General features: G+C 42.0%; 27 protein-coding genes and 2 tRNA genes. 22 read left to right on the forward strand and 7 right to left on the reverse strand.

Annotation, left to right across the window (positions count from 1 at the left end):
• The first annotated feature begins 119 nt into the window (after positions 1–119).
• Together ACIQXQ_RS03075 and ACIQXQ_RS03080 are read left to right on the forward strand one after the other, a co-directional pair.
• Positions 120–251, forward strand: a complete 132-nt coding sequence (locus tag ACIQXQ_RS03075) for a hypothetical protein (RefSeq protein WP_402955191.1) — start codon at positions 120–122, stop codon at positions 249–251.
• 23 nt (positions 252–274) lie between these two features.
• The gene (locus ACIQXQ_RS03080) at positions 275–1,096 is read left to right on the forward strand and encodes an NAD(P)H-quinone oxidoreductase (RefSeq protein WP_402955194.1); all 822 of its coding nucleotides are present in this window, start codon (positions 275–277) and stop codon (positions 1,094–1,096) included.
• A 52-nt stretch (positions 1,097–1,148) separates the two neighbouring features.
• Here the strand turns inward: ACIQXQ_RS03080 and ACIQXQ_RS03085 are convergent, their stop codons facing one another.
• Positions 1,149–1,814 (reverse strand): TetR/AcrR family transcriptional regulator, encoded by a 666-nt coding sequence (locus ACIQXQ_RS03085; protein WP_402955197.1) that lies wholly within the window; start codon positions 1,812–1,814, stop codon positions 1,149–1,151.
• Positions 1,815–2,038: 224 nt separating this feature from the next.
• Between ACIQXQ_RS03085 and ACIQXQ_RS03090 the strand changes: the two genes are divergently transcribed.
• Entirely contained in the window at positions 2,039–3,508 is a 1,470-nt protein-coding gene (locus tag ACIQXQ_RS03090) for an aldehyde dehydrogenase family protein (protein ID WP_402956016.1), read from the forward strand.
• 191 nt (positions 3,509–3,699) lie between these two features.
• Complete coding sequence (locus tag ACIQXQ_RS03095) at positions 3,700–4,464, forward strand: arylamine N-acetyltransferase family protein (RefSeq protein WP_402955200.1); 765 nt, start codon at positions 3,700–3,702, stop codon at positions 4,462–4,464.
• Positions 4,465–4,500: 36 nt separating this feature from the next.
• On the opposite strand, the gene ACIQXQ_RS03100 is transcribed toward ACIQXQ_RS03095, so the two are convergent.
• The gene (locus ACIQXQ_RS03100) at positions 4,501–4,983 is read right to left on the reverse strand and encodes a tetratricopeptide repeat protein (RefSeq protein WP_402955203.1); all 483 of its coding nucleotides are present in this window, start codon (positions 4,981–4,983) and stop codon (positions 4,501–4,503) included.
• Positions 4,984–5,175: 192 nt separating this feature from the next.
• On the opposite strand from ACIQXQ_RS03100, the gene ACIQXQ_RS03105 reads away from it, so the two are divergent.
• From ACIQXQ_RS03105 to ACIQXQ_RS03130, 6 genes are all read left to right on the forward strand, one after another.
• Positions 5,176–5,409, forward strand: coding sequence for a hypothetical protein (locus tag ACIQXQ_RS03105; protein WP_402867482.1), 234 nt, complete (start codon positions 5,176–5,178; stop codon positions 5,407–5,409).
• 372 nt (positions 5,410–5,781) lie between these two features.
• Positions 5,782–6,576, forward strand: coding sequence for a transporter substrate-binding domain-containing protein (locus tag ACIQXQ_RS03110; protein ID WP_402955206.1), 795 nt, complete (start codon positions 5,782–5,784; stop codon positions 6,574–6,576).
• Positions 6,577–6,632: 56 nt separating this feature from the next.
• Complete coding sequence (locus ACIQXQ_RS03115; protein WP_402867484.1) at positions 6,633–7,277, forward strand: amino acid ABC transporter permease; 645 nt, start codon at positions 6,633–6,635, stop codon at positions 7,275–7,277.
• A complete protein-coding gene (locus tag ACIQXQ_RS03120) occupies positions 7,274–8,008 on the forward strand; it encodes an amino acid ABC transporter ATP-binding protein (RefSeq protein ID WP_402867485.1) in 735 nt (244 codons plus the stop codon). The genes ACIQXQ_RS03115 and ACIQXQ_RS03120 overlap by 4 nt, the downstream gene beginning before the upstream one ends.
• A gap of 299 nt (positions 8,009–8,307) precedes the next feature.
• Positions 8,308–9,195 (forward strand): YitT family protein, encoded by an 888-nt coding sequence (locus tag ACIQXQ_RS03125; RefSeq protein WP_402867486.1) that lies wholly within the window; start codon positions 8,308–8,310, stop codon positions 9,193–9,195.
• A gap of 169 nt (positions 9,196–9,364) precedes the next feature.
• Positions 9,365–9,736 carry a hypothetical protein gene (locus ACIQXQ_RS03130; protein WP_402955209.1) on the forward strand — a complete coding sequence of 124 codons (372 nt, stop codon included), beginning with the start codon at positions 9,365–9,367 and terminating at the stop codon, positions 9,734–9,736.
• Positions 9,737–9,878: 142 nt separating this feature from the next.
• Here ACIQXQ_RS03130 and ACIQXQ_RS03135 read toward each other — a convergent pair whose 3' ends face one another.
• Together ACIQXQ_RS03135 and ACIQXQ_RS03140 are read right to left on the reverse strand one after the other, a co-directional pair.
• Complete coding sequence (locus ACIQXQ_RS03135; RefSeq protein ID WP_402955212.1) at positions 9,879–10,943, reverse strand: ATP-binding protein; 1,065 nt, start codon at positions 10,941–10,943, stop codon at positions 9,879–9,881.
• A gap of 271 nt (positions 10,944–11,214) precedes the next feature.
• Complete coding sequence (locus ACIQXQ_RS03140) at positions 11,215–12,675, reverse strand: aldehyde dehydrogenase family protein (RefSeq protein WP_402867489.1); 1,461 nt, start codon at positions 12,673–12,675, stop codon at positions 11,215–11,217.
• Between the two features lie 118 nt (positions 12,676–12,793).
• Between ACIQXQ_RS03140 and ACIQXQ_RS03145 the strand changes: the two genes are divergently transcribed.
• From ACIQXQ_RS03145 to ACIQXQ_RS03160, 4 genes are all read left to right on the forward strand, one after another.
• Complete coding sequence (locus ACIQXQ_RS03145) at positions 12,794–13,672, forward strand: LysR family transcriptional regulator (RefSeq protein WP_402955215.1); 879 nt, start codon at positions 12,794–12,796, stop codon at positions 13,670–13,672.
• Between the two features lie 231 nt (positions 13,673–13,903).
• Complete coding sequence (locus ACIQXQ_RS03150) at positions 13,904–13,996, forward strand: putative holin-like toxin (protein WP_402867491.1); 93 nt, start codon at positions 13,904–13,906, stop codon at positions 13,994–13,996.
• A gap of 149 nt (positions 13,997–14,145) precedes the next feature.
• Positions 14,146–14,718 (forward strand): TetR/AcrR family transcriptional regulator, encoded by a 573-nt coding sequence (locus ACIQXQ_RS03155; protein WP_402867492.1) that lies wholly within the window; start codon positions 14,146–14,148, stop codon positions 14,716–14,718.
• Between the two features lie 63 nt (positions 14,719–14,781).
• On the forward strand, positions 14,782–16,215 hold the full coding sequence (locus ACIQXQ_RS03160; protein WP_402955218.1) for a DHA2 family efflux MFS transporter permease subunit: 1,434 nt from the start codon (positions 14,782–14,784) through the stop codon (positions 16,213–16,215).
• A gap of 64 nt (positions 16,216–16,279) precedes the next feature.
• Here the strand turns inward: ACIQXQ_RS03160 and ACIQXQ_RS03165 are convergent, their stop codons facing one another.
• Both ACIQXQ_RS03165 and ACIQXQ_RS03170 read right to left on the reverse strand, forming a co-directional pair.
• Complete coding sequence (locus tag ACIQXQ_RS03165) at positions 16,280–17,491, reverse strand: MFS transporter (protein ID WP_402955221.1); 1,212 nt, start codon at positions 17,489–17,491, stop codon at positions 16,280–16,282.
• A 12-nt stretch (positions 17,492–17,503) separates the two neighbouring features.
• Positions 17,504–17,890: a MarR family winged helix-turn-helix transcriptional regulator gene (locus ACIQXQ_RS03170; RefSeq protein ID WP_402867495.1), complete on the reverse strand. Its 387-nt coding sequence runs from the start codon at positions 17,888–17,890 to the stop codon at positions 17,504–17,506.
• A 296-nt stretch (positions 17,891–18,186) separates the two neighbouring features.
• Between ACIQXQ_RS03170 and ACIQXQ_RS03175 the strand changes: the two genes are divergently transcribed.
• The 5 genes from ACIQXQ_RS03175 to ACIQXQ_RS03195 all read left to right on the forward strand — a co-directional run bounded on the left by ACIQXQ_RS03175 (position 18,187) and on the right by ACIQXQ_RS03195 (position 22,193).
• Complete coding sequence (locus tag ACIQXQ_RS03175; protein ID WP_402955224.1) at positions 18,187–19,215, forward strand: NADP-dependent oxidoreductase; 1,029 nt, start codon at positions 18,187–18,189, stop codon at positions 19,213–19,215.
• A 160-nt stretch (positions 19,216–19,375) separates the two neighbouring features.
• The gene (locus ACIQXQ_RS03180; protein ID WP_402955227.1) at positions 19,376–19,789 is read left to right on the forward strand and encodes a YbjN domain-containing protein; all 414 of its coding nucleotides are present in this window, start codon (positions 19,376–19,378) and stop codon (positions 19,787–19,789) included.
• A 176-nt stretch (positions 19,790–19,965) separates the two neighbouring features.
• A tRNA-Gly gene (locus ACIQXQ_RS03185) sits at positions 19,966–20,039 on the forward strand.
• A 170-nt stretch (positions 20,040–20,209) separates the two neighbouring features.
• Positions 20,210–20,283: transfer RNA gene (locus tag ACIQXQ_RS03190), tRNA-Gly, on the forward strand.
• A gap of 179 nt (positions 20,284–20,462) precedes the next feature.
• Positions 20,463–22,193, forward strand: a complete 1,731-nt coding sequence (locus ACIQXQ_RS03195) for an ABC transporter ATP-binding protein (RefSeq protein ID WP_402955230.1) — start codon at positions 20,463–20,465, stop codon at positions 22,191–22,193.
• 87 nt (positions 22,194–22,280) lie between these two features.
• Here ACIQXQ_RS03195 and ACIQXQ_RS03200 read toward each other — a convergent pair whose 3' ends face one another.
• The gene (locus ACIQXQ_RS03200) at positions 22,281–22,949 is read right to left on the reverse strand and encodes a B3/B4 domain-containing protein (protein WP_402955233.1); all 669 of its coding nucleotides are present in this window, start codon (positions 22,947–22,949) and stop codon (positions 22,281–22,283) included.
• A 105-nt stretch (positions 22,950–23,054) separates the two neighbouring features.
• On the opposite strand from ACIQXQ_RS03200, the gene queG reads away from it, so the two are divergent.
• The 3 genes from queG (at position 23,055) to trmL (ending at position 25,847) form a co-directional block, all read left to right on the forward strand.
• Positions 23,055–24,194: a tRNA epoxyqueuosine(34) reductase QueG gene (gene queG, locus ACIQXQ_RS03205; protein ID WP_402955236.1), complete on the forward strand. Its 1,140-nt coding sequence runs from the start codon at positions 23,055–23,057 to the stop codon at positions 24,192–24,194.
• A gap of 242 nt (positions 24,195–24,436) precedes the next feature.
• A complete protein-coding gene (locus tag ACIQXQ_RS03210) occupies positions 24,437–25,294 on the forward strand; it encodes an amidase domain-containing protein (protein ID WP_402955239.1) in 858 nt (285 codons plus the stop codon).
• A 64-nt stretch (positions 25,295–25,358) separates the two neighbouring features.
• On the forward strand, positions 25,359–25,847 hold the full coding sequence (gene trmL, locus ACIQXQ_RS03215; RefSeq protein ID WP_402867501.1) for a tRNA (uridine(34)/cytosine(34)/5-carboxymethylaminomethyluridine(34)-2'-O)-methyltransferase TrmL: 489 nt from the start codon (positions 25,359–25,361) through the stop codon (positions 25,845–25,847).
• Positions 25,848–25,889 lie beyond the last annotated feature (42 nt).

The following is a 25,889-nucleotide window of genomic DNA, read 5'->3' on the forward strand; positions in this document are numbered from 1 at the left end:
AGGAAGCAAGGGAATCATGCTTATTTTAACGCTTTCCTAGTTTTGACATTCAATGATTTGCCTGATGCTTTTATTTAGAGTAGCATATAGCTCACAAAAAGGACTGGGGGAGATTATAAATGAAAGCAGTGACAGTGAAGCAACCTGGAGGTGCGGATCAATTAGAATTTGAGGAATTTTCCATTCCACGTATAGGTCCTGGTGATTTGTTGATCAAGGTGCAGGCCTCTGCAATCAACAGAACGGATTAGCCAGGGAAGGAAAAGCAGAATACATGACCAATCCCATTTTAGGCATCGAAGTGGCCGGTGAAGTAGTGGAAGCAGCACCTGGAACCCGTATCGATTTAGGAACAAGGGTAATGGGACTCGTTAATGGTGGGGGATATGCAGAATACGCCGTCATGCCCGCGGACCGGGCAATGTTGGTACCGGAAAACCTCACATTTGAAGAAGCTGCAGCCATTCCCGAAGTATTTCTGACAGCTTATCAAACTCTGTTCTGGTTAGGACAAATAAAAGATCAGGATACCGTGTTGATTCATGCCGGAGGAAGCGGAGTCGGTACGGCCGCTATCCAATTGGCTAAACAAATGACCCAAGCAAGGATCATCACAACCGCCGGTTCGGAAGAAAAACTGGAGTTTTGCCAAGCCCTTGGGGCGGATGTATGCATCAATTATAAAAAACAATCGTTCGACGAAGAAGTACTGAAGGCTACTGATAATAAAGGCGTGGATGTAATTCTTGATTTCGTCGGTGCTTCATACTGGGAGAAAAATCTTAGAAGTATAGCCACGGATGGACGCTGGGTGTTAATCGGCATCCTGGGCGGAACCGTGGTGAATCAAGTGAACCTGATGGATCTGCTGCTTAAGAGGGTCCATTTGAAGGGTACCTTATTGACTCCAAGAAGCGATGCGTATAAAAAAGAGCTGACAGAAGAATTCGTCCAAAAAGCGATGCCGTTATTCAAACAAGGAAAAATCAGGGCGATAGTGGATCGAGCCTTCCGGTTTGAAGGCGTCCAAGAGGCCCACCGACATATGGAACAGAATAAGAATACAGGGAAAATAGTCATGAAGGTACATGAATAGAAGCAAAGGGGCTGACCAGGAGTTTTCTTGGTCAGCCCCTTTTTCATGATCATCAGAATGTCGATGCAAGCTTTTGAAGGATGCGTTCGATCACTTCATGGATCTGTTCATCCACTTCGCCGTCAATTGCCTCAGGTTTTAGCACTTGTACTGTCTTCGCTTGATAATGATCATAAAGGACATGCTTCAAGGAAAGTCCTTCTTTTAATAAAAAGGAGGAGTCCGTCATGACTTTCAGTGCAGCTTCATCCTGAATGATCAGGATTGTGGGATTCAGCTCATGGAAAATTCCATCTGCCATTCCCTGTGAATAGAACGAGTGGACGGTAGCCAGCCGTTCTTTTCTCGCCTCCATCTTTCTTGAATAGAGTGAGGGACAGCCAATCTTTAAGTCACTCATGAATATGTCAGAGGCATAAAGCGCCGATAAGACCGTTTGCTCATACACCTTTTGAAGCCGGATCTGATACGATAAGGACTCATCGGCAATCATCTGATCGGCTTCATGGATGTAGGCAAGGTAGTATTCGATCACTTCTAAAAGGATTTCTTCTTTTGAGGAAAAGTAATTATATAAAGAAGCCCGGCTTATATTCATCAATTTGGCCATATCTGAAATGGTCAGGGATAGGAACCCTTTCGTACGTACTACGTTCATGATTCTTTTTACATAGGATTTTCTCAATAATTGTTTTTCTTCAGGTGCGATTTTTCGCAAAAACGACACCCCCTTCAATACGAAAATTATATCATACTCCCATTTTCCATGCCTTGAGGCGGATAAGTTTACAAAAAGACGTAAGAGGTTTAAAGTATGAATATAAACACTTTAGACACTATTTATCTATTTTGTCTAAAGTGTTGGGCGGTTGCTTAAGCACATGAACAATCCCCTCGAAGTGAATGACACAATAGATACATGTAAAGGAGAAAACATAAATGATGAATATAGATTTTACTCGTATGTATATAGATGGAGAATGGCAAACAGGGAATAGTGACAAGTCGATGACGAACGTCAATCCTTTTACAGGTGAAGAACTTTTCACCATTCAGGCCGCTACAAGAGAAGATCTGAACAGGGCCTATGAAGCAGCAACCCTTGCACAGGAAAAGTGGGCTAACGAACTTCCGCAAGTTAAACGGGCAGTGTTGGAAAAAGCCATCCTTGTCATGCAGGATAATAAGGACATGATCACCGATTGGATTATTAAAGAATCAGGAAGTACCTTCATGAAGGCTCAGTCTGAATTCCAAGCTTCCCTCAACATCTTGAAAGAGGCTACCACTTATCCATATCGCATGGAGGGGAAAATCCTTCCTTCACAAGTACCAGGAAAAGAAAATCGTGTGTACCGAAATCCATTAGGCGTAATCGGCATCATTAGCCCATGGAATTTCCCTTTCCATCTGGCGATTCGATCTATAGCCCCGGCACTAGCTACCGGAAATGCGGTCGTCATCAAACCTGCTACAGATACACCGGTCACGGGCGGTTTGATCTTTGCCAGCATTTTTGAAGCGGCAGGCCTTCCAAAAGGCTTGTTGAATGTCATTGTCGGGCGCGGATCTGAAATCGGTGATGATATCGTTACCCATCCGACCCCACGCCTCATTTCCTTTACGGGCTCCACGGAAGTGGGCAGGCATATTGGAGAGCTTGCAGGCCGGGGACTTAAGAAAACAGCATTGGAATTGGGCGGAAATAATGCCTTCATCGTGCTTGATGACGCAAATATCGAGCAAGCCGTCGATTCCGCATTATTCGGGAAATTCTATCACCAAGGACAAATCTGTATGGCAATCAATCGGATTTTTGTCCATAAAGACATTTATGACGAATTTGCTGAACGATTCACCCAACTTGCAGGAAAACTTAAATACGGAAATCCTGCGAATGAGGATACCAATGTAGGACCGCTCATCAACCGAGATCAGGTCGATCGTATCTTAAAAGATATAGAAGGAAGCGTTGGGCAAGGAGCCAAGATTCGCTTGGGCGGACAAGCGAATGGCAATGTTCTTCAGCCGACCGTGATCACTGGAGTGACAAATACGATGCCACTTGCTGAGAACGAAATCTTTGGACCGGTTGCCATCTTGATACCTTTTGAAAATGATGAAGACGCAATCCAAATGGTCAATGCATATCCATACGGCCTAAGCGGATCCGTTCATTCTTCAAATCTTGAACGTGGCACACAAGTCGCTCATAAAATCCACACAGGCATGATTCATGTTAATGATCAATCCGTTAACGATGAGCCGCACATGCCTTTCGGAGGAGAAAAAGACTCAGGTCTTGGCCGCTTCAATGGAGAATGGGTACTTGAAGAATTCACGACGTTAAAATGGCTGTCCGTTCAACATAACAGCCGTAATTATGGTCCATTCATCAATAGATTGAAATGAATGGGATAAACCGAAAACATCCAAAGAGAACGTTCTTTGGATGTTTTTTGCGCGTATACATTTTTAGAATGATTAAAGGAATCAAAGTATGAATATTCATATTTAATATTTTTCGATTTCACGGGGGATATGATAAGGTACAAGACATATACCACACATCTTATCAAAACATTGAATAAGGAGAGTCGAACATGGGACAAATCAATGAATTGTTTCGAAAAAGAATTGGAATTTCGGAAAGTGAAAAAGTAACGTTTGGAAATATTCCCAACATACTTGAGAAAACGGCCAACACGATTCCCTTTGAAAACTCATCGGTCCTTGCCAAACAATCAAGTGATATCTCCGAAGAAAACATTATGGAGAAAGTCCTGATAAGGAATGAGGGGGGCGTTTGCTATGAACTGAATGCGGCCCTCTATTTTTTCTTCCTCGAAAATGGATTGGAGGTCTCCTTGGTTCGCGGAGTGATATACAACCAAGGATGGTCGATAACCGGAAGAACACATGTAGCCATACTATTAATGCATGAAGGTGAACCCTATTTAGTGGATACGGGTTTTGGAGGCAACTTACCATTAAGGCCAGTACCGTTAAACGGGGAAACCGTTCATTCTAACACTGGGGAATTCCGGGTGAAACGGATGGATACCGATCATGGCGATCATATCCTGGAACTGAAGCTGAAGCATAAAGATCCTGATTGGAGAATAGGATATGCCTTTGATACGGCACATCCTGTAGAACATATGAGGGAATTGAATGAGGTACAAACCATCATCAGGCAACATCCGAATTCACCTTTTAACAAAAGCCGACTGATCACACGACTTACCGACAATGGGAGTATCACGTTGACGGAAACCTCCTTTACCCGATGGGCAGACGGGAAAGTAGAAAAAGAGGAAGTCGATGAGAAACGTTTTAAAGAGATACTGAACCAATACTTCGGATAATGATGCAAATGGTGATAGGCTAACATGACCTGCGTATCACCATGTCTGATTTAATTTGTCACTATAAAAAACGATGGCTTCTTTATACTGTAATATGGATTCGTCAGATGTCGTTTCGACTAAAGTGTTTAGAAGGACTGCCATCGCTTTTTCATATTGCTTTAAATTATATAAGGTCATGGAATAAAAAACTTTTATTTGCTCAGAGTCTGGGAATAATAATAGCGCCTCTTCAAAAAGGTTCTGTGCCTCTACATATCTTCCTATTGATCGATAAGTACTTCCCAATCCTAAATAGGCTCCTTCTAAGTCTTTAGGAGGGAGTCCTAATTGAATGGCTTTTTCGTAATGAGGGACTGCCTCAGTTTCCAATCCCAAGTTATCGTAGCACCATGCCATTTGATATTGAAATACGGCATGGTCAGGTTCTTTATTTATTAATGTTTTCATTACGTTTTTAGCATCTTCAAATCTTCTCGCTTTTCGATATGTGAAAACTTTCATCAGTAAATCATTCATAGTAAACATCCTCCTGCCTCAGGTTGGTTTGGTATAACTTGGAATATGACCATTTATATCAAACTCCATAAAAACCCGCAAGAGAAAAAGAGACCAGGAATAGCGTTTTTATTTTTATATTCACCATATAAGCAGGACTATCATGTATCTCTGTCGAATAAAGTACGTTAGGTGAAAAGAGGATGATGAAAAATGAGTAAAGAGAAATATAAGTTTTATTATGTAAATGGAGTAACGGAAGAGTTAGAGGCAAATGAGCCATTAACTGATCATGCGAGCATCATTAACTTGCAGTTAATTCAGAATGCGACGTGGCTTCAAGTCGGCGGCAAACATATAAATTTGGCAAATGTCATTAGTATTGAGTTTGTTGGGGAACAAGATAGACTGAAACAAGACCCAATCCAGTATAGACCCAATAAATAAAGCGCAAATGTTTTTATTATGGAGTGAAAACTTTACGAAAAAGAATAATCCAGGGATGGTCATTTATGATCGTCCTTTTTCTTATGGGGATGAATTTCTGGAAGAAGGGACAAGGCATATAGGTATCTACCCGTCTAGTAGGGGTATCGTACTATTCACAGGTACGAGTATACTCCTCCCTAGTAAATAAAAACTTTTCATAAGAAATCTAGCCCATCCTCGAAAAGATTCTACTGAACCAGTAATGGATATCCAGTGGATGTTTTATATTTATCCAGACTACAAATATAACATTTTTTTATATTTATGTTATATTATAGGAGATAAGTAGTTGGTGAGAAAATACCTAAAAAGGTATATCGGAGGGATTTTATGAAGAAAATTGGTGTACTTAGTTTGTTTTTCATTCTTACTCTTTTAATCTCAGCTTGTGGAAGCAGTGACACAACAGTGAAAGAGAAAGGGAATGGTAGCGCCACAAAAGAGAAAAATGAAAAGGTTTACAAAGTGGGTGTGGATACAACCTATCCACCATTTGAATTTAAAGATGGAAATGATTATAAGGGAATTGATATTGATTTAATCCAGGCGATAGCGAAAGATCAAGGCTTTACGATTGAACTTTCCCCAATGGATTTTGGTGGGATCATCCCGGCACTGCAAGCGAATCAGCTTGACGTGGCCATTGCAGGAATGAGCATCACCGATGAAAGAAAAAAGGTAGTGGATTTCTCGGAGCCATATTTCGATGCCGGATTGACGGTGGTCGTCAATAAGGATAATACGGCCGTTAAATCTGTTGATGACCTTAAAGGAAAAACCGTGGCCGTGAAAAAAGGAACGACGGGTGCCAAATATGCACAAGATAATTCAAAGAAACTAGGAATTAAAGTCGTTCAATTCAATGACAGCCCAGCTATGTTTCAGGAAGTGTCGAACGGAAATGCAGAGGCGCTTATCGAAGATTACCCGGTTATCTCCTATGCAATCACTCAGAAGGACCTAGGCCTACAAATCGTGGGAGATCGTTTGAATGGTGATCAGTATGGCATTGCCGTATTGAAAGGGAAGAATCAGGAGTTGCTGGAACAAATCAATAAAGGGCTTGCCAACCTTAAAGAAGACGGAACATACGATGAGATTTTAAAAACATATCTTGGTGAATAAAGGATGCTTAAGGCGCGCTTAAAGCGCGCCTTCTTTTTTGAAAGGAGATGAAAAGAATGGATATCATTGTTTCGGCGTTACCCTATTTATTACAAGGACTGCAAGTGACGCTATATATATTTGTGATTGCCATCATATTAGGTTTTTTAATCGGTTTAGTCGTGGCCATGCTGCGCCTGGCCCCACTCAAGATATTGAATTGGATAGCAAAAATCTATGTAGACGCGATTCGGGGAACTCCCTTTATCGTTCAATTGTTTTTCATCTACTTCGGGATAAACTCCTTGCAATGGATCTCCCTGAACAATACAACGGCTGGGATCATCACCGTTGCAATCAATGCAGGGGCATACTTTGCCGAGATAATAAGAGCGGGCATACAATCCATTGATAAAGGACAAACGGAAGCAGCGAGATCCATCGGATTCACCAGTCCACAAACGATGCGCTACATCGTTCTTCCGCAAGCTTTCAGAAGAATGCTCCCTACTATCACGAACCAATCAATCATCAGTTTAAAAGACACCTCGCTTCTATCGATCATAGGCATTGCGGATTTGACCCAGCAAGGGCAGATTCAGGCGTCGGCGACATTTGAAGCGTTCAAGATTTGGCTGACTGTCGGTGTAGTCTACTTTATCATCATTTATCTGTTAACCTTGCTTGCTAATTTCATAGAGAGGAGGGTCCAATTAAGATGAGCATGATCACGGTGAAAAATTTGAAGAAATCCTTCGGTCAGGTGGAAGTCCTAAAAGATATCAATGCAGTTGTGCAGGAAAAAGAAGTGATTTGCGTTATTGGTCCTTCGGGTTCTGGAAAGAGTACATTCCTTCGTTGCCTTAACCTCCTTGAGGATGTTACGGGTGGGGAGGTAGTGATTAACGGGCATGAGATAACGAATAAAAAAACGAAAATCAATATAAATAAAGTGAGACAAGAGGTAGGGATGGTTTTTCAGCATTTCAATCTATTCCCGCATAAAACCGTTTTGGAGAACATTACATTGGGGCCCATTAAAATAAAGGATATCGAGAAAGGAAAGGCGGAAGAATTCGCATATGGATTACTGGATAAGGTAGGGCTTAGAGAGAAAGCGAAAAGTTATCCCGGAGAGCTATCAGGCGGGCAAAAACAACGGGTGGCCATTGCGAGGGCACTAGCCATGAATCCAAAAATCATGCTTTTCGATGAACCGACTTCCGCACTTGACCCTGAAATGGTGGGGGATGTTCTAGAAGTCATGAAACAGCTGGCCAAAGAGGGGATGACCATGGTTGTGGTCACCCATGAAATGGGCTTTGCCCGGGAAGTCGGGGACCGTGTCCTATTCATGGACGGTGGGTATATAGTCGAAGAAAACGAACCAAATGAATTATTTGGAAATCCCCGGCATGAGCGCACCCAGTCCTTTTTAAGCAAGGTGCTTTAATAGAAAGGGCTTCGTTAGGGGGCTGATGTCGATGTGTAGCGAAAACGATGCGTTTTAAGGAAGGCAACTTACCCTCAAGGGAAGTTGCCGTTTTTGCGCTGGAGAACTTTTTTATGAAGCCTTTTGCATCAACAGACAACCTCTTCTCTACCATGACAAATTCCGAGTTTTTTTGCCTTATTATTTTTGATTTTTATTGATTTACGCTATACTTTATAACAGAACAATAAAAAATGTTATCGTTAAAAGCCACTTGCACCATGGGCTGGAGACTGAAAAATAAGTAGGAACGAAGCGAAATGAAACGGGGAAATCAAATGCATAGTAGAAAGAAAAGAAGTAATAAACTGAAGGTCGTTTCCAAAGTAATCCTTATCATAATCGGTGCGCTTATTGCAGCATACGGATTGGAAGCCGTATTGATCCCGAATAACGTATCGGATGGAGGCGTAACAGGGTTAAGCATCGTTGGTTCCCAATTGTTTGGGTTACCGTTAGGCGTTCTGATTGGAATCATTAACATTCCTTTTGTTTGGTTAGGGTATAAGCAAATCGGTAAGAGTTTTGCTTTTTATTCCGTTATCGGCATTGCCTCGTTGGCAGTCGGTACGGTCCTGATGCATCATGTCCCTACAATCATTGAGGGTGATACATTGCTCGTTACCGTTGTCGGAGGGATCATCATCGGTTTTGGTATGGGTCTAGCATTGCGTAATGGTGGGGCATTGGATGGAATCGATATGTTGGCCGTATTGCTTTCTAGAAAATTACCTTTCGGAACAAGTGACCTTATCCTATTCTTGAACACGTTCGTGTTTATTGTCGTTTCCACAGTATTCGGCCTACAGGGGGCTATTCTATCGGCAATCGCATACTTTATTGCATCTAAAGTCATTCATATCGTCGAAGAGGGTTTAAGTGGTTCAAAAACTTTCAAAATCATTACGAAACAACCAGAATTAATGGTAGAGACGATTCGCGATCGCTTAGGTCGTGGTGCTACTTATAATGATGCTTATGGCGGTTATTCAAATGAGCTATTCAAGGAAATCACTTGTGTCATTAACCGTTTGGAAGAAAGTAAAATGAAAGAAATCATTTATGAAATCGATAAGAATGCCTTTGTGACCGTATATGACGTAGCTGAAGTCAAAGGCGGCAGTTTCAGGAAGCAAGATATTCATTAAAAGTATCTATACAAGGCAACAAGAAGATGACCTCCGTGCTTTATACGGAGTGTCATCTTTTTTTTCTTTCTTATGAATCATGAAGGATTAAGTATATTGCTAGTATTAAAATAATATCTTAGAACATACACTCTTATTAGGATGGAAAGGAAAGAAGGGAAGGGGAAATATGAATTTCGAGATGCAAATGGCGAGAATGCTGGCTGAAAATATAGATGGTTTTGTGAAGTTTGTCCAAGAACAGTACCAAGACGAACGTAATTGCTTTACATTGAATCGGGATAAGCTGTATCAGGTGAAGCTTCTAATAGAAGAGTATAAGTTTCAAATATTAGCGGATGAGCTCCAAAGAATAAATCGATTCACTTGGGATGAAACATACACATATTTATTGGTTGATAGATTTAGGGAAGGAATGGCCATCATCGATGAATATGTCGAAAATAACTATCAAGATTTATTCATCTTAACCGCTAGAATCTATACCTTGACTAACTTCAGCCTATCCATAGGCAGGAAGGAATTATTCAAGGAAAGTTGAAAAGGGCCCTGATAGGCCCTTATGCTATTTATATGATTTCATCTTAATTTTTGGATTTAATTTTTCCTAATTTTCTTTCGTTACGCTAGCCTCTTGAGCTTAATGGAGTCCATATTCATCCTCTGCAGCCTTCGATTTTACCTTATTTAGGTTTAAGGACTTTAGGTAAAGTGATGTTCACTTCCGTTCCTTTCCCTACCTCACTTTTAAAATCAATGATTCCCTGGTGTAGCTCGATAATGCGTCTATCAATCATCAGGCCTAATCCTGTTCCTTTTTCCTTCGTCGTATAAAAAGGTTCAAATAGCCTTTTTAACCTTTCTTTCGTCATGCCTGAGCCCTTATCCGTTATTTGGATTAAATAGTGCTGTTGGTTGATGTCTTTCAATGATACTTCTATGTCCCCACTATTTTCGTTGGTTGCTTCCAAAGCGTTTTGGATAAGATTCTTCAAAACCTTTGCGATGAGGCTTTGATCACATTCTGCTGTAATCATCGTTTGGTTATGAAGGTTGAGCTTAATGCCCTTTATAGCAACCTGACTTTCCAGACTTTTTATAACAGAAGCGATGATAGAGTTAATGGAGCATTCACTAATATTCATAGTTTTATCAGGTTGTGCTATAAACATGAATTTATTGACAATGTCGTCGATTCTATCTAATTCGTTCCTCATGATATCCAGATAATCTTGGATGGAATCATCCTTCACATGTTCTTTAATGACTTGGGTGAACCCGAATAGTGAAGTTAATGGATTTCTGATTTCATGAGCGATTCCCGCTGCCAACTCACTAACTACTGATAGTTTCTCTAATTCTTGTATTTTTGTTTCACTTCTTTTCTGATCTGATATATCGATGGCTGTCCCGATGACCTCCATGACTTGTCCATCCCTCATCATTGGATTTAACGAGGCAACATATTGTACGTCATCGATTTGCCCTTCATATGTAACGCTTTCCCCATTCCACGCTCTTTCATAGTATGTTAGCTTCTCTAAGGCTTGTTTCTGGGGTAAGAAGTCCTCTAAGGTATGACCCACAACCGTGGAGGAAGGGGTTATCGCATCTGTAATGAACGAACCTTCAACGAAAGTATGAACGAAGCGGTTATCTTTTTTTCTGAATTTAAATATAAACCCATTCCTTGGGATGAGTTCGCGGTAGTCAAGCGTATCGAAATTATGTAAGTCTTTATTTTTCATGTTTTTTCATCCTTAAAGGTGTTTTGTAATAAATTCCACATAATTCATAGCAATCCTTCATTAGGGAGAATTTTAATCTAATTGTAACAAACAAGGAAAATAATAGTGAGTAAGGGTGAAACCCTTAAGAGGGATGTGGTGACTTACAATCCGAAAAAATAAAGAGAATTCTTCAGAGTCAGGGTGAGCAGTTGACTGATAGTAAAGTCCCTTTAAACAAAATCCCCTGACAATGTAAAATTGTCAAGGGATTTTATGGTAGAGATTTTAATTAAAAGGGAAATTCACGATAATTTGTTTGAAGGGAAATCCATTTCGTCACAGTGAATTCTTCGACAATCCATGGGTTACCGAACCTTCCTAAGCCACTCATTTTGTTTCCGCCAAATGGTACATTCGTGCCATCATTAACCGTTTGGTCATTGATGTGTGTCATGCCACTGTCGATTTGAAGACCTAACCGTTCCGCTTTCTCCAAATCCGAAGAGAAGATGGCAGAGCTTAGTCCATACTTTGTGTCATTGGCAATCTCGATGGCGTCTTCATCTGTTTCTGCTTCAATGATGGAAACGACAGGAGAGAACAATTCCGTTTGGGCAATGGCATCTGAATTTTTAACATCTCGGAAAATGGTTGGAGTCAATACATTGCCAACGCGTTCTCCTTCTAATGCTACATTCACGCCGGCTGCTTTAGCATCTGCGATGACTTGTTGAACCTTTTCTAATTGGCGTTCGTTCACAAGTGGTCCAATCACGGTTTTAGGATCTAATTGATCACCATATGGAAGAGCTTTTGCCCGCTCTACGAATTTAGTGATGAATTCTTCGTAAAGGTCTTTGTGGACAATCAGGCGGTTGATGGCCATGCAAATTTGCCCTTGGTGAATGTATTTTCCAAAGATCGCAGCATCAACAGCACGATCCACATCCGCATCGGACAAGACGACGAATGGGTTGTTCCCACCAAGTTCTAGTGCAACTCGTTTCAGGTTTTGTCCAGCGATGGCCCCGATATGTTTTCCGACAGGAGTAGAACCTGTAAAACTGATTAGTCTAGGAATCGGATTTGTCAGCATACCGTCACCGATTTCCTCTAAATCCGTAAGAATCATATTGAAGATTCCTTTTGGTAGTCCAGCATATTCGAAGGCTGCGGCAATGAAGATTCCGCCTGCAAATGCAACTTGAACATCGGGTTTATGAACGATTGCGTTTCCTAATGCAATCGCTGGAGCAATGGTTCTCATTGATAAATTCATAGGGAAGTTAAATGGTGAAATAGAAGAAATAACTCCCAAAGGCAAACGATGTATATGATTGACCTTTCCATCGATGGCTGATGGCACTTCATGCATTTGATGAATTTCATCGACCATATTGACCGAAGCTTCTACTATTTCTGCAGTCAATTGAAACTCTACAGTCGCTTTGATAAGTGATCCACCCGTTTCGCGAGCGATCATCTCGATGATTTCTTCACGATTTTCCTGTAGGTATTCCCCGACTTTCATCATAACCTGGCGACGTGTGTCTGCAGAAGCTTTTGCCCAGTCTTTTTGAGCTTGTTTCGCTATTTCAAAAGTATCTTCCAGTTGCTTTGCTGTAGCCAAGCTAACGTTCGAGATTACTGAATTGTCATATGGGTTTAAGATATCATATCTACGTGAACTTAATCCTTCTACCCATTCTCCATTAATGAAGCTTTTGTTTAAATCTTTGATAGTTTTCATTCCATCCACCCCTTTTTTATTGAAACGTAATGAGTTTATCATGGTTTGCAACTAATTAAAAATACCTATATTATTACTTTTATATATGTTTGTCATATATAAAAATTCGAGGTGAAATATGGATATTAGACAGTTACGCTATTTTCTTGCCCTTTCGGAGGAGGGGCAAGTTTCTCGTGCGGCCAAAAGATTGAATATGTCTCAGCCACCGTTAAGCCAGCAACTTAATCTTATGGAAGAAGAACTGGGCGTGACGTTGCTTGATCGGAAAAGAAATGGAAAAAGGATGGAGTTAACCGAGGCTGGAAGAGCGCTATATGAGAAGTCTAAGGTGCTGTTGGAATTATTCGATGACTCCATGCTCGAAGTGAAGGAGACAGGTGAGGGGATACAAGGTACTTTAGCCATTGGAGCAGTACTTGCTTATATGTCTTACTTACCAAGCAAAGTCAAACAATTTAACGATAAATATCCTTCTGTTACTTTTAAATTATTCGCAGGAGATCCCTATGAGATCAACAATTATATGGAGAATCAGGATATCGAGCTCGCAATTGTTTATTTACCTGTGGATAGTAATCAAGTTTTCATCAAGAATATAGGGGAGGTACCGAACGTTTTTGTTGTTTCTGAAGAATGGGAGGACTTTCATTTTAAGGATAAAATTTCGTTGAACGATTTGGAAAATACGCCTTTGCTATTAGTACATAGGGAAAAAGGGTTGGGGATCTATGAAGAGATTATTGAGGAGTTTAAGAAAAATGAATTGAAGCCCAATATTCTGTGCGAGTGCCATGATGTAAATGTACTGCTTTCTTTGGTTTCAGCGGGTATCGGCGCAAGCATCGTCCCGAAATCTGCCGTCTCACCACACGGTATAAAAGGCGTAAGGGTGCTTGAAATTATCGATTCGGCGATTCAATCGAAAATCGCATTGATCTGGCGGAAAGACCGCTACCTTTCTAAGACGGCTAAACACTTCATTGATTTGTTTTAATTATAGAGTAAAAGGCATTCACCCGATCGTTACTTGCAATACCCGCAAATTTAATCTTCGAAGTATCTTCAATAGGGCATATTCCCTGGCATCGATTTGATTGAAGGACTTATTAAGTGAATGGTTAGGATCCTTACGAAAGCAGACTCCAAATGGGTTTGCTTTTTTTCTTTATTTTGTATAGGACAATCTTGTATCCGTAAATGCTGAAAGAAAGGAGGCGATGAAGGAATGGGCACTTTTGAAGTTCTGTCTCTCATGCTTGGTTTTGGGATGTTTGTCATTGCGATTCTTGATTTTAAAAATCATGATAAGAATTCTTGAATGGGTGGCTATAGATCATGGGCCCTGTGTGATAGGCTTGGCCATGGATTCTTTATATAACGGCACCTCACTCTGGATTGACAAAGCACAGGGCTACCCTTATTGTACTAGTAGACCGGTTGTTATAATTTTCAAGGAGTGATTCAGTATTGTCTGAAAAACCAACTTCCAAAGACATCCTTATTGAAGCGGCTTCTCGTCTTTTCAGAATCCGGGGTTATTATGGTGTAGGGCTAAAGGAAATCATTGAGGAAAGCAGTATTCCCAAGGGTTCACTTTATCATTATTTTCCAAAGGGGAAAGAAGAACTGGCTATTGAAGCGATTAACCATGCTAAGGATCTTGTCTTACGGGAGATAAAACATGTATTCGACAGCAATGATGATCCTGTTAAAGCACTTCAAGATCATGTTTATGAATTATCGAAATTATTCGGTGAGAATGGGGATCTCGTTGGCTTGCCGATAGGTACGATAGCGGGCGAGACATATTCCACGAGTGAGCCAATAAGATTGGCCTGTCAAGATGCGTTTACACAGTGGCAATCCATTTATGTGAATGAGTTTCTGGATGCGGGATATAGTAGAGAGCGGTCGAAGGAGCTAAGTTTTGCCATTAACGCTTTGATCGAAGGGGGCATCCTGTTATCGTTAACAGCGAAAAGCGCAGAACCCCTACAAGCAATTTCCAAGCTTATTCCGTCATTATTCATGAACAAGTAAGAGATACAGAAAAACTATGATTAGCTAGGTCTATTCAGTTAGTAATTGGAGGGAATTATTTTTATGTCAGATGCAACACAGCAACAAAATTCGACACCCGTCATTAGAACGACCCCTATTTTGATCGCTTTCCTAATAGCGGGATTCATCGGATTATTTAGTGAAACAGCTTTAAACATGGCATTGGGTGATTTAATTGAACAATTCAGTGTCAGCCCTTCCACGATCCAGTGGTTAACGACAGGCTACCTGTTGACGCTTGGAATATTAGTTCCGGTTTCAGGGCTTTTGATCCAGTGGTTCAGTACTCGTCAACTATTCTTTGCTTCATTGGTGTTCTCCATCATTGGAACGCTCATCGCCGCATTAGCGCCAGGTTTTGGTCTTTTGCTAGTAGCCCGTGTAATTCAGGCAATTGGAACAGCACTGTTATTGCCTCTTATGTTCAATACGATATTATTGATATTCCCAGTTCATAAACGGGGAGCAACGATGGGTCTAATGGGGCTCGTCATCATGTTCGCACCAGCGATCGGACCAACAGTTTCTGGCTTGATTCTTGAACACCTTACTTGGCATTGGATTTTCTGGATTTCGTTGCCTTTCCTTGTGGCCGCATTATTATTTGGCTTGATATATATGCAAAATGTCTCTCCAATCACTAAACCAAAAATTGACGTGCCATCGATTATTTTATCGACGATTGGTTTTGGCGGAATCGTATATGGCTTCAGTATGGCCGGGGACAAAGGATGGGGTAGTGCCATCGTCTTGATTACACTCATTGTCGGATTGATTGGCCTGCTCTTATTCTCCTTAAGACAATTGAAAATGGAAAAGCCGATGATCGATTTAAGCGTGATGAAATACCCTATGTTCACGTTAGGGCTCATTACCGTTTTCCTTGCTTTCATGGTCATCCTGTCTTCCATGATTCTTTTACCGATGTACTTACAAACGGGTATGGCATTGGCTGCATTCACAGCTGGACTTGTACTTTTACCTGGTGGTGTCCTGAACGGGATCATGTCGCCAATAACGGGACGTATCTTTGATAAGTATGGTCCTAGAGGGTTGGTCACTCCAGGATTCATCATCATGATTGTCGTGTTATGGTTCTTATCGAACGTCACGACAGAAACGACGATCACCATGATCATCATCCTGCATTCTTTATTGATGGTAGGGGTTTCCCTTGTCATGATGCCAGCACAGACGAATGGTCTTAATCAACTTCCGAAAGAACTGTACCCTGATGGAACGGCTCTAATGAATACATTACAGCAAGTGTCGGGTGCAATTGGTACGACAGTGGCGATCACCATCATGTCTGCTTCCCAAAAATCTTATATGATGAAATTGGAAAATCCATTAGACCCAGCTGCCATAGGAGCTTCATTGACAGCAGGTGTTCAAGATGCTTTCATTTTCGGTCTGCTTCTTGCGGTCGCCGGACTGGTTGTTTCCCTCTTCATTAAAAACGCACGTGAAAAGTAAATAAAAAAAATTAGCCAGAGAGAGAGTGATTCTCCTCTGGCTAATTTTTTTATATCGGTAGTAATCAAACTAGCTTAGATTTCTTAAGTTCTTCCATGGCGGCATGTTCTTTTTTACCATGTAAGAAGTAGTATAGGACGGTAGTGACAAGGACGGTAATACCCAGGATGACGTACAATGTACTGTATCCCGTTTTTGGAATGATGTATCCAAGAAGGTAAGGCCCAAATCCGAGCCCTGCATCAAGTGCAATGAAGAACGTTGATGTGGCTAACCCCATCCGGTGAGGCGGTGTCAGTTTGACTGCAATGGCCTGTGTGCTTGATTGCATGTTCCCAAATCCGAGTCCAATCAAGATACCGGACAATAGTAATGTAAAGCTATTTGTTGCTGTACTTAGGAGTAACATTCCCCCGGCAAAAATGATGAATGTAGGATACATAATGTAGTTTGCACCTTTGGAGTCCATCAATCGGCCTGTGAAAGGACGCGATACCAATACGGCAACAGCGTAGACAAGGAAGAAGAAGCTGGCTGTGCTGACCAGGTCGATTTCAATCGCATAGAAGTTAATATAAGAAAGGACGCTGGAATAACAGAATGCCACTAACAAAGTGATGATTGCAATTGGGACGGCATTCGGTTCAATAAAGCTAGAAAGCTTAAAGCCTTTCACCTCAGCTGTTTTAGTTGAGATCTCTAATTTCGGTACATATATGAAAAGAGCCGTCAGTACCCCGATGATGCCCAAGGCTACACAGAAAATCAATATCACTTGGAAGCTTGTATGCTGACTTAAAGATAGCCCGATGAAAGGTCCGATTGCTGTGGCTAATGTTGCACTCATGCTGAAATAGCCGATTCCCTCCGCTTTACGCGTAATCGGTATGATCTGGGCGACGATCGTTCCAGATGCAGTTCCGGCCATCCCCATTGTAAAACCATGAATTAAGCGGTTGGCGAGGAGGAAAGGAACCCCGAAATCCACAAAGTATAAAAGGGTAGCCAAGGTGAAGAAGACTAATCCGATCAATAATGTATTCTTCCGGCCAATGGCGTTGATGAAGCGACCGATCAAAAGCCGTCCAATCAATGAACCGATGATGAAAATTCCGGTAATGAGTCCTGCCTGGCTCGTGGTAGCACCATATTCTTCTACGGCATAGACCCCGATCGTGACCATTAATAAATAAAAGATTAACGTAATGAAAAAGTTGACGGAAGAAACGATGATAAAATCTTTCGTCCATAATTTTGGTTTAGCAGCTTGTTGCAATTTTTTGTCTCCTCACTTTATAAGTTTATTTCTTATGCTTTCCATGACGCGTATAGCTTCTTGTTGCTCAGCCTCCGAAACGCCTATCAGGATGTCCTGTTCGAATCGGTCAATCGTCACACGCACTTCCAGATAAACGGTTCTCCCCAGCTCAGTAAGATGCATGATTTTTTCACGCTTATCCTTACCAGGAATCTGTTCAACGTACCCGAGTTCTTCTAAGCGGTTAATCGTCCTTGTGACGGTCGGTTTTTCCACACCTTGATAATTGGATAACTCTACAAGCGTCGAAGGTCCGTCATTAAATAGGCGATATAAGATCGTCCATTGGGCCCTGTATAGATGGTGTTTACCAAGCTGTATATTGAGGTTGTTTTCAAAGGGTCTATATAACAACATTAGTTGATGGAAGAATTTACGATATGTCTCGATTTTTATTGCCTCCTCACCGATAATAGTTACCCTTGGTAACTATAGTAGTGTACCAGATGTGGTAATGGTCTGTATAGTGCTATTTTTCTTGTTTTGTGGATTGGGAAATTCATTTGATGCAAAATAAGAAAGTTTAGGATTTACAAATAGGGCTACATATAGAATAGTATTGGAAAAAGTAAGCAGAAACTTTGACCGTTAATCTGCATCAATGCTACGCTAACTTTTCTATAGTATGTAATAAAAATCAAGGAGGAACATGCATGACACAATCAACGCAACAAACGATCACACTGGCAAACCGTCCAAAAGGGATGCCTTCCAAAGAAGATTTCAAATTTGTGGAGAGTGAAGTTCCCTCACCGAAAGAAAATCAGATTTTAGTACGGACGCTTTATTTATCCGTTGATCCTTATATGCGTGGAAGAATGCAAGATACTAAATCCTATATTGCCCCATTTGAGTTGAATAAAGTCATCACTGGTGGCGTCGTGGCTGAAGTGGTGGAATCCAAATCGTCCAGCTTCAAGCAAGGCGATGTCGTTGTGGGAAATATCGACTGGGCGGAATATACGGTCGTGAATGAAAAGCAAGTCAGGGTGATTGATCCTAAAGTGGCACCAATCACGACTCATTTAGGCATACTGGGCATGACGGGATTGACTGCATACTTTGGGTTACTTGATATCGGTAAACCGCAAGAAGGCGAAACGGTCGTCGTTTCCGGAGCGGCTGGAGCCGTCGGTTCTGTCGTTGGACAGATCGCAAAAATCAAAGGTGCCAAGGTAGTGGGGATTGCCGGTTCGGATGAGAAAATAGAGTATTTAACAAAAGAACTGGGCTTTGACGGAGCTGTTAATTATAAGAAGGAAAGTTTTGAAACGGATTTGAAGAATGCAGTCCCTGATGGAGTCGATGTGTATTACGATAATGTTGGCGGCCAAGTAACGGATGCCGTTTTCAAACTGTTAAATATGAATGCGCGTATCCCATTATGTGGTGCAATCTCTTCTTATAATGCAGAAGGTAAAGATTTTGGGCCACGCCTGCAATCGGCCATGATCAAAACGAGCGCACTTATGAAAGGCTTCACGGTCGGGAATTATGCAAATCGTTTCCAAGAAGGAGCTTCAGATTTGGGGCAGTGGCTGCAACAAGGTAAACTGAAGTACGAAGAAACCATTGTGGAAGGGTTCGAAAACACCCCTGAGGCATTCTTGGACTTATTTAAAGGAAAGAACCTAGGGAAGCAGCTTGTCAAAGTTGCCGATCCGGAATACGCCGTTCTTTAAGTTTTTATACTGGGCATAGTGGAGGGAGACCTTTACTATGCTTTTTTTATGGTCCATGAAAGGGAACGCGTTAACTATTTTATAGGGAATGCACGAAATATGTGTAAAAATGCCATATTTCGTTATAAAATGTACATACAGACAGAAAGGGTGATGGATGATGTCAAATGTTGCGAAATTTCGAGATTTTTTAATGCGCGAAAAAATCCATATGAATGAGTTCAAAGAGGAAGATATCACCTTTTTCAGAGTGGAACAGAAGTTGAAGGATGGATGGAAGGTCCTGTTAGTCTTTTCATTTAATCAAGATGAAAAAGTGGCGGATTTATTTTGTTTTAATGTAACGGAGCTAAAGAATCCCGATAAGAAGGCAGCCGTTCATACGTTATTGAATGAATATAATGCTCAATTCCGATTTTCAAAGTTATATGAGGAAAATGGGACGATTTCGATTCGCTATTCGTATTCCCTTGATGGTGAATTTTTACCGGACTTGGCATTCCGAAAGCTGATCATGTTGCTTGAAACAGCGGAACAAGTTTATCCAAGGCTTATGGAAGTGATCTGGTCTTAATGTTTGGAAGAATCCTTTTGCCGGGAACTTTTTAACATCTTTATTGGGCCGAAACATATACTAATTCTATCTCCAGGAATTATTATTATTTTTTTCGAAAAGACTATTGCACTTTTGTGAAATTAGCTATATAATTATTTTGTTGTTAGTAATTCGACAAAATTCTACAAGGATATGCGGGTGTAGTTTAGTGGTAAAACCTCAGCCTTCCAAGCTGATGATGAGGGTTCGATTCCCTTCACCCGCTCCAATTATACATACTCATAACGCAGGGTTTCGTTACCTGGAGAACGAAGCTTTGCGTTTTTTATTTTCAAACAACAAGCGGGTATGAAAAAAATTCATTTAACGGTTGCATATTTTTCTATTAAGCTATATAATTATTTTATTAGTTGATTCGACAAAATTCTACAAGGATATGCGGGTGTAGTTTAGTGGTAAAACCTCAGCCTTCCAAGCTGATGATGAGGGTTCGATTCCCTTCACCCGCTCCAATCATACATACTCATAACGCAGGGTTTCGTTACTTGGAGAACGAAGCTTTGCGTTTTTTATATTTTCGAACAGAAATCCTACTGATTACAGCAGGATTTCTTTTTATTGTACAAATTTGTAAGTATCTGTTCTTTTACCTATAATTTAGGTAAGTGAAAATGGAGGAATGAGGTTGTACATGGATAAGAAGCTGAATGTGAAATCATTTTTTTCCTTGTTAAGATCGGAAAAACTGCCAATGGGAATGGTGTTATTTGTCGTAGTGTTAAGTTTGGTGGAAACGGTGGCGAGTCTCGTCGTCCCGTTGGTTACGAAGAATCTGGTCGATATGATATCTGGAAGCGGGATCGAGCGAACAACGATATTCCTTTTGCTAGGGGCTTTTATTGTCCAGACCGTTGCGGGAGGTTTTTCCTTCTACTTTCTGAGCTATATCGGTGAAAATGTTGTAGCTGGAATCCGTCGGAAATTATGGGATCATATTTTACAATTGCCCGTATCGTTTTTTGATTCCCACCAGTCCGGTGAAACGCTTAGCCGGATCACTCAGGATACGAATACGATTAAGACGATCATCACGAATCATTTCGTGACATTCATTTCAGGGATCATATCGATTATCGGGTCGATCATCATCTTATTCCTGTTGGACTGGCGGATGACGGTCATCATGCTCAGCATCGTACCACTATCCATGCTGATCCTGATTCCGCTTGGGCGGAAGATGTATAAAGTCTCTAAGCAGACGCAGGATGAAATGGCCACCTTCAGCGGAAATCTAGGGAGGGTCCTAGGCGAGGTCCGTTTAGTGAAGTCGCATAATGGCGAAGAGTTGGAACGTGAAAAAGGCAATCGTGGCGTTGGTGAGCTCTTTCGTTTTGGATTGAAGGAGGCTAGGATCCAAGCCATCATTTCCCCCTTCATGACGACAATCATGATGGTGATTCTCGTGATCCTTATTGGATATGGGGGAGTTCGGGTGGCTTCTGGTGCACTGACAGCGGGGACACTTGTTGCCATCATTATTTATATGATCCAAATCATCGTGCCCTTTAGTCAGATGGCCTCATTTTTTACGGCATTTCAAAAGGCGATGGGAGCGACGGAACGAATCCAGGGCGTCCTTTCGATACCTGGTGAAACCTATGAAGGGAAGCATGACACATTGGTCACAGCTGATTTGACGTTTAAGGATGTATCATTTTCCTATCAAGCGTCTAAGCCCATTTTGAATGATTTATCGTTTACGGTTCCTGCCAATAAGACGGTCGCCCTGGTGGGACCAAGCGGTGGTGGGAAGACGACGATATTTTCGTTGATTGAACGTTTTTATGAACCCACGAATGGGATGGTCTCGTTGGGAACGGTGCCAATTAAGGATATTGAACTTTCCATATGGCGGTCGCAAATTGGGTATGTGTCACAGGAAAGTCCAATCATGACGGGGACGATAAAAGAAAATATAGCGTACGGGCTAGGCCGTCAAGTTGAAATGGATGAAATCATCGACGCAGCAAAGATGGCAAATGCCAACCAGTTTATCGAAAGGCTTCCGGATGGCTTTGATACGGAGGTAGGGGAAAGAGGCGTGAAGTTATCGGGTGGTCAACGGCAGCGGATTGCCATTGCCCGGGCTGTGTTGCGCAATCCGAAAATCCTGCTATTGGACGAAGCGACATCCAATCTCGATAGTGAATCGGAACTTCTTGTTCAGCATGCCATCAAGAACCTGATGGCGGGCAGGACGACCCTGATCATTGCCCATCGGCTGTCGACGGTCATTGATGCGGATCGATTACTGGTTGTGGAAGAAGGGCGGATTACTGGGGCGGGGACACATGAAGAATTGCTTGCAAGTCATGGCTTGTATCGAAAGCTAGCCACGCAGCAATTGCAACTGCAGAATTGAGCACTTCAGGGGAGTAGCCTCCGAATCTGTTAAAAAATACACAAAAAAAACATGAGCCATTATCTCGATATGACTCATGTTTTTGCATTATCCTTCTAGGACGGAAAAAGATCCGTCTCCGCCGTGAATCTCGAGGAACATATCCATCAATGACTTTGTGAGCTGTTCGGCTTCTTTGATGGGTGTCTTTGCTTGTAAATAGATGATCTGGATGGCATGTTTGGTGTCTTCGGTGACCTTCGTCCGTTCCGAATCGACGTAGGGACTCCCGAATGCGCCGTCATCATCAGCTGAAACGATCATGTTTTCCATCGAGTTCACCCGCCCATTCAATCCAGGATATTGGTCCGGACTTCCACCAATTTTAATGGAGAGATCACCTGATAATGCATCTGCATCATAGATGCCAATCGGGACCTCGTATAAAAGCGAGAAGAAGTTATTCAAGTCGATGGCTGAATGGATAGGGGATAAGTAATTCTGCTTTTTGACTCGGCGGTATAGGGCCTCGACGGAAGGGCGATAGCGTGAAGGGTTCGTCCCGGTCATTTTGAAAATCTCCCGCCATTCTTTGATACCCGGAAAATCCGTGAGTTCCTTTTCTTCAAGATCAAAAAATAAAGCTTCTTGAAATAATTGAAGTCTCCCTTTTACCATTTGCGGCGAGGGGCCGACTTCGATGTTTTCGTATGTAATGAAACCAATCTTGAAATCGGGAACTTTGCTTGCGAGATTAGAGGAAATCTTAATTTCCAAGTGATACACCTCCAAAAATGATTGAAATTAGTTTATCATAGATACCAATGGTTTGATATGTTACAAGCATCATTGGGTAGAATGAAGAGAACGAAGGTGATAGAAATGGATATGCATGCACTCAAGCAAGAAGTGATTTTATATAGTAAGGAAATAGGCATCGATAAAATCGGTTTTACGTCAGCCACGACGTTCACGGAGTTGAAAAGCAGGCTGATCCGACAGCAGGAGCTGGATTATCAGTCCGGCTTTGAAGAAAAGGATATCGAAAAAAGGGTCAGGCCCGAATTGATCTTCGATAAACCGCAATCAATCATATCAATTGCGCTTGCCTACCCTTCGAAATTGAAGGATGCCCCTCAAAGCAAGAAAGGAGAGCGTCGCGGGATTTTTTGCCGGGCCTCCTGGGGAACGGATTACCATACCGTGCTCCGTAATAAACTGCAGCTACTTGAAGATTTTATAAAAGGGAAAGTCCCTGGAGCCATGGCGAAATCAATGGTGGATACGGGCGAACTTTCGGACCGGGCCGTTGCAGAGCGGGCAGGAATCGGATGGAGCGCTAAAAACAGCATGATCATCACTCCGGAATTTGGTTCGTATGTGTATTTGGGTGACATGATTACCAACTTGCCGTTCGAGCCGGATCAGCCGATGGAGGATCAGTGCGGCACATGCAATAAGTGTGTGGATGTATGCCCAACAGGTGCCCTTGTGCAAGGTGGACAGTTGAATGCCAAACGCTGTATTGCATTTTTGACGCAGACGAAAGATTTCCTTCCGGATGAATTCAGGACGAAAATAGGCAACCGGTTATATGGATGTGATACGTGTCAGACTGTCTGTCCAAAAAATAAAGGGATGGATTTTCATTTTCATGAAGAGATGGAGCCGGATCCAGAGCTTGCCAAACCGCTGCTGAAGCCATTGCTCACCATCTCCAATCGCGATTTTAAAGAGACATACGGACATGTATCTGGATCATGGCGTGGCAAAAAGCCGATTCAGCGGAATGCCATCTTGGCATTGGCTCACTTTAAGGATGAAACCGCCATGCCGGAACTGATTCAAATCATGCAAGAAGACCCGCGCCCCGTTTTGCGTGGCACGGCTGCCTGGGCGATCGGGAAAATCGGTCGGGAACGGTCGACCTCCATTTTGGAAGAAGCCAGGTTGAAGGAAAAAGACGAAGAAGTGCTCGCGGAAATTGAAAAAGGATTACAGTTCACTTACCATAATGAATAAAAAGGAAGGCCCCGAAAGCAACCATTCGGGGCCTTTCCATTTTTAGCAGTTTGACCGATAAATAGTGTGATTTGACCGATAAAAGTGGCAAAACGACCGATAAAAAGCCGAATTGACTGATAAAACTACCCCATCGACCGATAATTGCTTCTCAGTTGAGCAATGGACCGAATGAAGTTGTGTTTTTAACCAAGCCCTCCTTCATACACATTAGAAGAGGCGCTATGAAGGAGGGCTTGATTTTGAGGGAACAGTTGAAACGGCTTTTACAGGAAAGGGTTGAACTTTACACTTCCAATGAGCATGTACGGGGAGAGGGTAAGATCTATCTGAAAAAGGAAGCACTGAAGAAGCATGATACGGAAATTGTCCGTGTGAATGCTGCTGGAAAGGTTGACTCGGAACGGCAGGAAGGGGATTTGAAAATCCTGACCTATCAAGTGCATCTGCAGTATTTAATGAAGCAGGAGGATGGCTTCTATATAGAAGAGGAGATGGAAGAGAGGGAGGCGCGGTTTCGGGATGAATACTTAATAGAAGAACGGGAGCTTGAACCTGATTTAGAACCTGACGAGGACCCGGAAAATTGGGAAGTGGGTTTGGATCGGCTTACTTATAAGTATGACCGGATGAAGGCGGTTCAGTATGCGGAGCGATGGTGGAATGAGTTCAATCCACAGTATTATAAATTCACCGATGACTGCACCAACTTTATTTCCCAGTGCTTGCATGCCGGGAACATCCCGATGTGGGGCGAGCCGAACAAGAATAAAGGGTGGTGGATCAGAGGAAAGAATTGGAGCTATACCTGGACGACAGCTCATTCTTTGTATCATCTGCTTAAGGGAGGGAAAGGGATCAGGACAAAAGAAGTGGAGACGGCACAGGAATTGAACCTGGGTGACATCCTGTGCATTGACTTTGAAGGTGACGGGCGGTTCGATCATAACTTGATTGTGACGGCAAAGGACCAAAAAGGCATGCCTCTTGTGAATGCCCATACGATGAATAGTCGCCATCGATATTGGACGTATGAGGATTCGACTCGATATACACCGAACATCGTCTATAAATTTTTCGTGATATTAGATGGAGTGTGATTGTTTTTAGTCTGTTTGTTTAATGCTATAATTAGTTGAAGTTTAAACTAGAGGTGAAAATGAAGTGGCAATACATGTAGTTTTATATCAACCACAGATTCCAGCAAATACAGGAAATATCGCAAGAACATGCGCAGGAACGGATTCACACCTGCACCTTATCCGTCCGCTTGGTTTTTCAACGGATGATAAACAGCTTAAACGGGCTGGGCTCGATTATTGGGAACATGTGAAGATTCATTATTATGATTCATTGGAAGAGTTTTTTGAGAAGAATGCCGGCGGTGCATTTTATTACTTAACCAAATTTGGTGAACAGCCGCATACAACCTTCGATTACAGTGATCAAGAAAGTGAAATTTATTTTATTTTCGGACGCGAAACGACAGGACTGCCAAAAGAGTTGATCAAAGAGAATATGGACAGATGTCTCCGTATTCCAATGACGGATAAAATCCGGTCACTGAACCTTTCCAATACGGCCGCCATCTTGATTTATGAGGCGTTAAGACAACAGGATTACCGTGACTTGGAATTAAAAAGAGAATATTAAGGAGTTATTCGTCAGCGGGGTGGGGATGCTTTGCTGACGAAT

The organism is Peribacillus sp. NPDC097198, from assembly GCF_044762055.1.
Lineage (GTDB): Bacteria > Bacillota > Bacilli > Bacillales > DSM-1321 > Peribacillus.

What these genes read in the sequence shown, in the direction of transcription:
- ACIQXQ_RS03110 (WP_402955206.1), top strand. Translation starts at nt 5,782, where the DNA reads ATGAAGAAAATTGGTGTACTTAGTTTGTTTTTCATTCTTACTCTTTTA.
- ACIQXQ_RS03170 (WP_402867495.1), bottom strand. Translation starts at nt 17,890, where the DNA reads ATGTTGTTATATAGACCCTTTGAAAACAACCTCAATATACAGCTTGGT.
- ACIQXQ_RS03160 (WP_402955218.1), top strand. Translation starts at nt 14,782, where the DNA reads ATGTCAGATGCAACACAGCAACAAAATTCGACACCCGTCATTAGAACG.
- ACIQXQ_RS03150 (WP_402867491.1), top strand. Translation starts at nt 13,904, where the DNA reads ATGGGCACTTTTGAAGTTCTGTCTCTCATGCTTGGTTTTGGGATGTTT.
- ACIQXQ_RS03075 (WP_402955191.1), top strand. Translation starts at nt 120, where the DNA reads ATGAAAGCAGTGACAGTGAAGCAACCTGGAGGTGCGGATCAATTAGAA.
- ACIQXQ_RS03090 (WP_402956016.1), top strand. Translation starts at nt 2,039, where the DNA reads ATGAATATAGATTTTACTCGTATGTATATAGATGGAGAATGGCAAACA.
- ACIQXQ_RS03140 (WP_402867489.1), bottom strand. Translation starts at nt 12,675, where the DNA reads ATGAAAACTATCAAAGATTTAAACAAAAGCTTCATTAATGGAGAATGG.
- queG (WP_402955236.1), top strand. Translation starts at nt 23,055, where the DNA reads ATGGATATGCATGCACTCAAGCAAGAAGTGATTTTATATAGTAAGGAA.
- ACIQXQ_RS03195 (WP_402955230.1), top strand. Translation starts at nt 20,463, where the DNA reads ATGGATAAGAAGCTGAATGTGAAATCATTTTTTTCCTTGTTAAGATCG.
- ACIQXQ_RS03175 (WP_402955224.1), top strand. Translation starts at nt 18,187, where the DNA reads ATGACACAATCAACGCAACAAACGATCACACTGGCAAACCGTCCAAAA.
- ACIQXQ_RS03105 (WP_402867482.1), top strand. Translation starts at nt 5,176, where the DNA reads ATGAGTAAAGAGAAATATAAGTTTTATTATGTAAATGGAGTAACGGAA.
- ACIQXQ_RS03080 (WP_402955194.1), top strand. Translation starts at nt 275, where the DNA reads ATGACCAATCCCATTTTAGGCATCGAAGTGGCCGGTGAAGTAGTGGAA.
- ACIQXQ_RS03145 (WP_402955215.1), top strand. Translation starts at nt 12,794, where the DNA reads ATGGATATTAGACAGTTACGCTATTTTCTTGCCCTTTCGGAGGAGGGG.
- ACIQXQ_RS03125 (WP_402867486.1), top strand. Translation starts at nt 8,308, where the DNA reads ATGAAACGGGGAAATCAAATGCATAGTAGAAAGAAAAGAAGTAATAAA.
- ACIQXQ_RS03095 (WP_402955200.1), top strand. Translation starts at nt 3,700, where the DNA reads ATGGGACAAATCAATGAATTGTTTCGAAAAAGAATTGGAATTTCGGAA.
- ACIQXQ_RS03115 (WP_402867484.1), top strand. Translation starts at nt 6,633, where the DNA reads ATGGATATCATTGTTTCGGCGTTACCCTATTTATTACAAGGACTGCAA.
- ACIQXQ_RS03180 (WP_402955227.1), top strand. Translation starts at nt 19,376, where the DNA reads ATGTCAAATGTTGCGAAATTTCGAGATTTTTTAATGCGCGAAAAAATC.
- ACIQXQ_RS03135 (WP_402955212.1), bottom strand. Translation starts at nt 10,943, where the DNA reads ATGAAAAATAAAGACTTACATAATTTCGATACGCTTGACTACCGCGAA.
- ACIQXQ_RS03100 (WP_402955203.1), bottom strand. Translation starts at nt 4,983, where the DNA reads ATGAATGATTTACTGATGAAAGTTTTCACATATCGAAAAGCGAGAAGA.
- ACIQXQ_RS03130 (WP_402955209.1), top strand. Translation starts at nt 9,365, where the DNA reads ATGAATTTCGAGATGCAAATGGCGAGAATGCTGGCTGAAAATATAGAT.
- ACIQXQ_RS03120 (WP_402867485.1), top strand. Translation starts at nt 7,274, where the DNA reads ATGAGCATGATCACGGTGAAAAATTTGAAGAAATCCTTCGGTCAGGTG.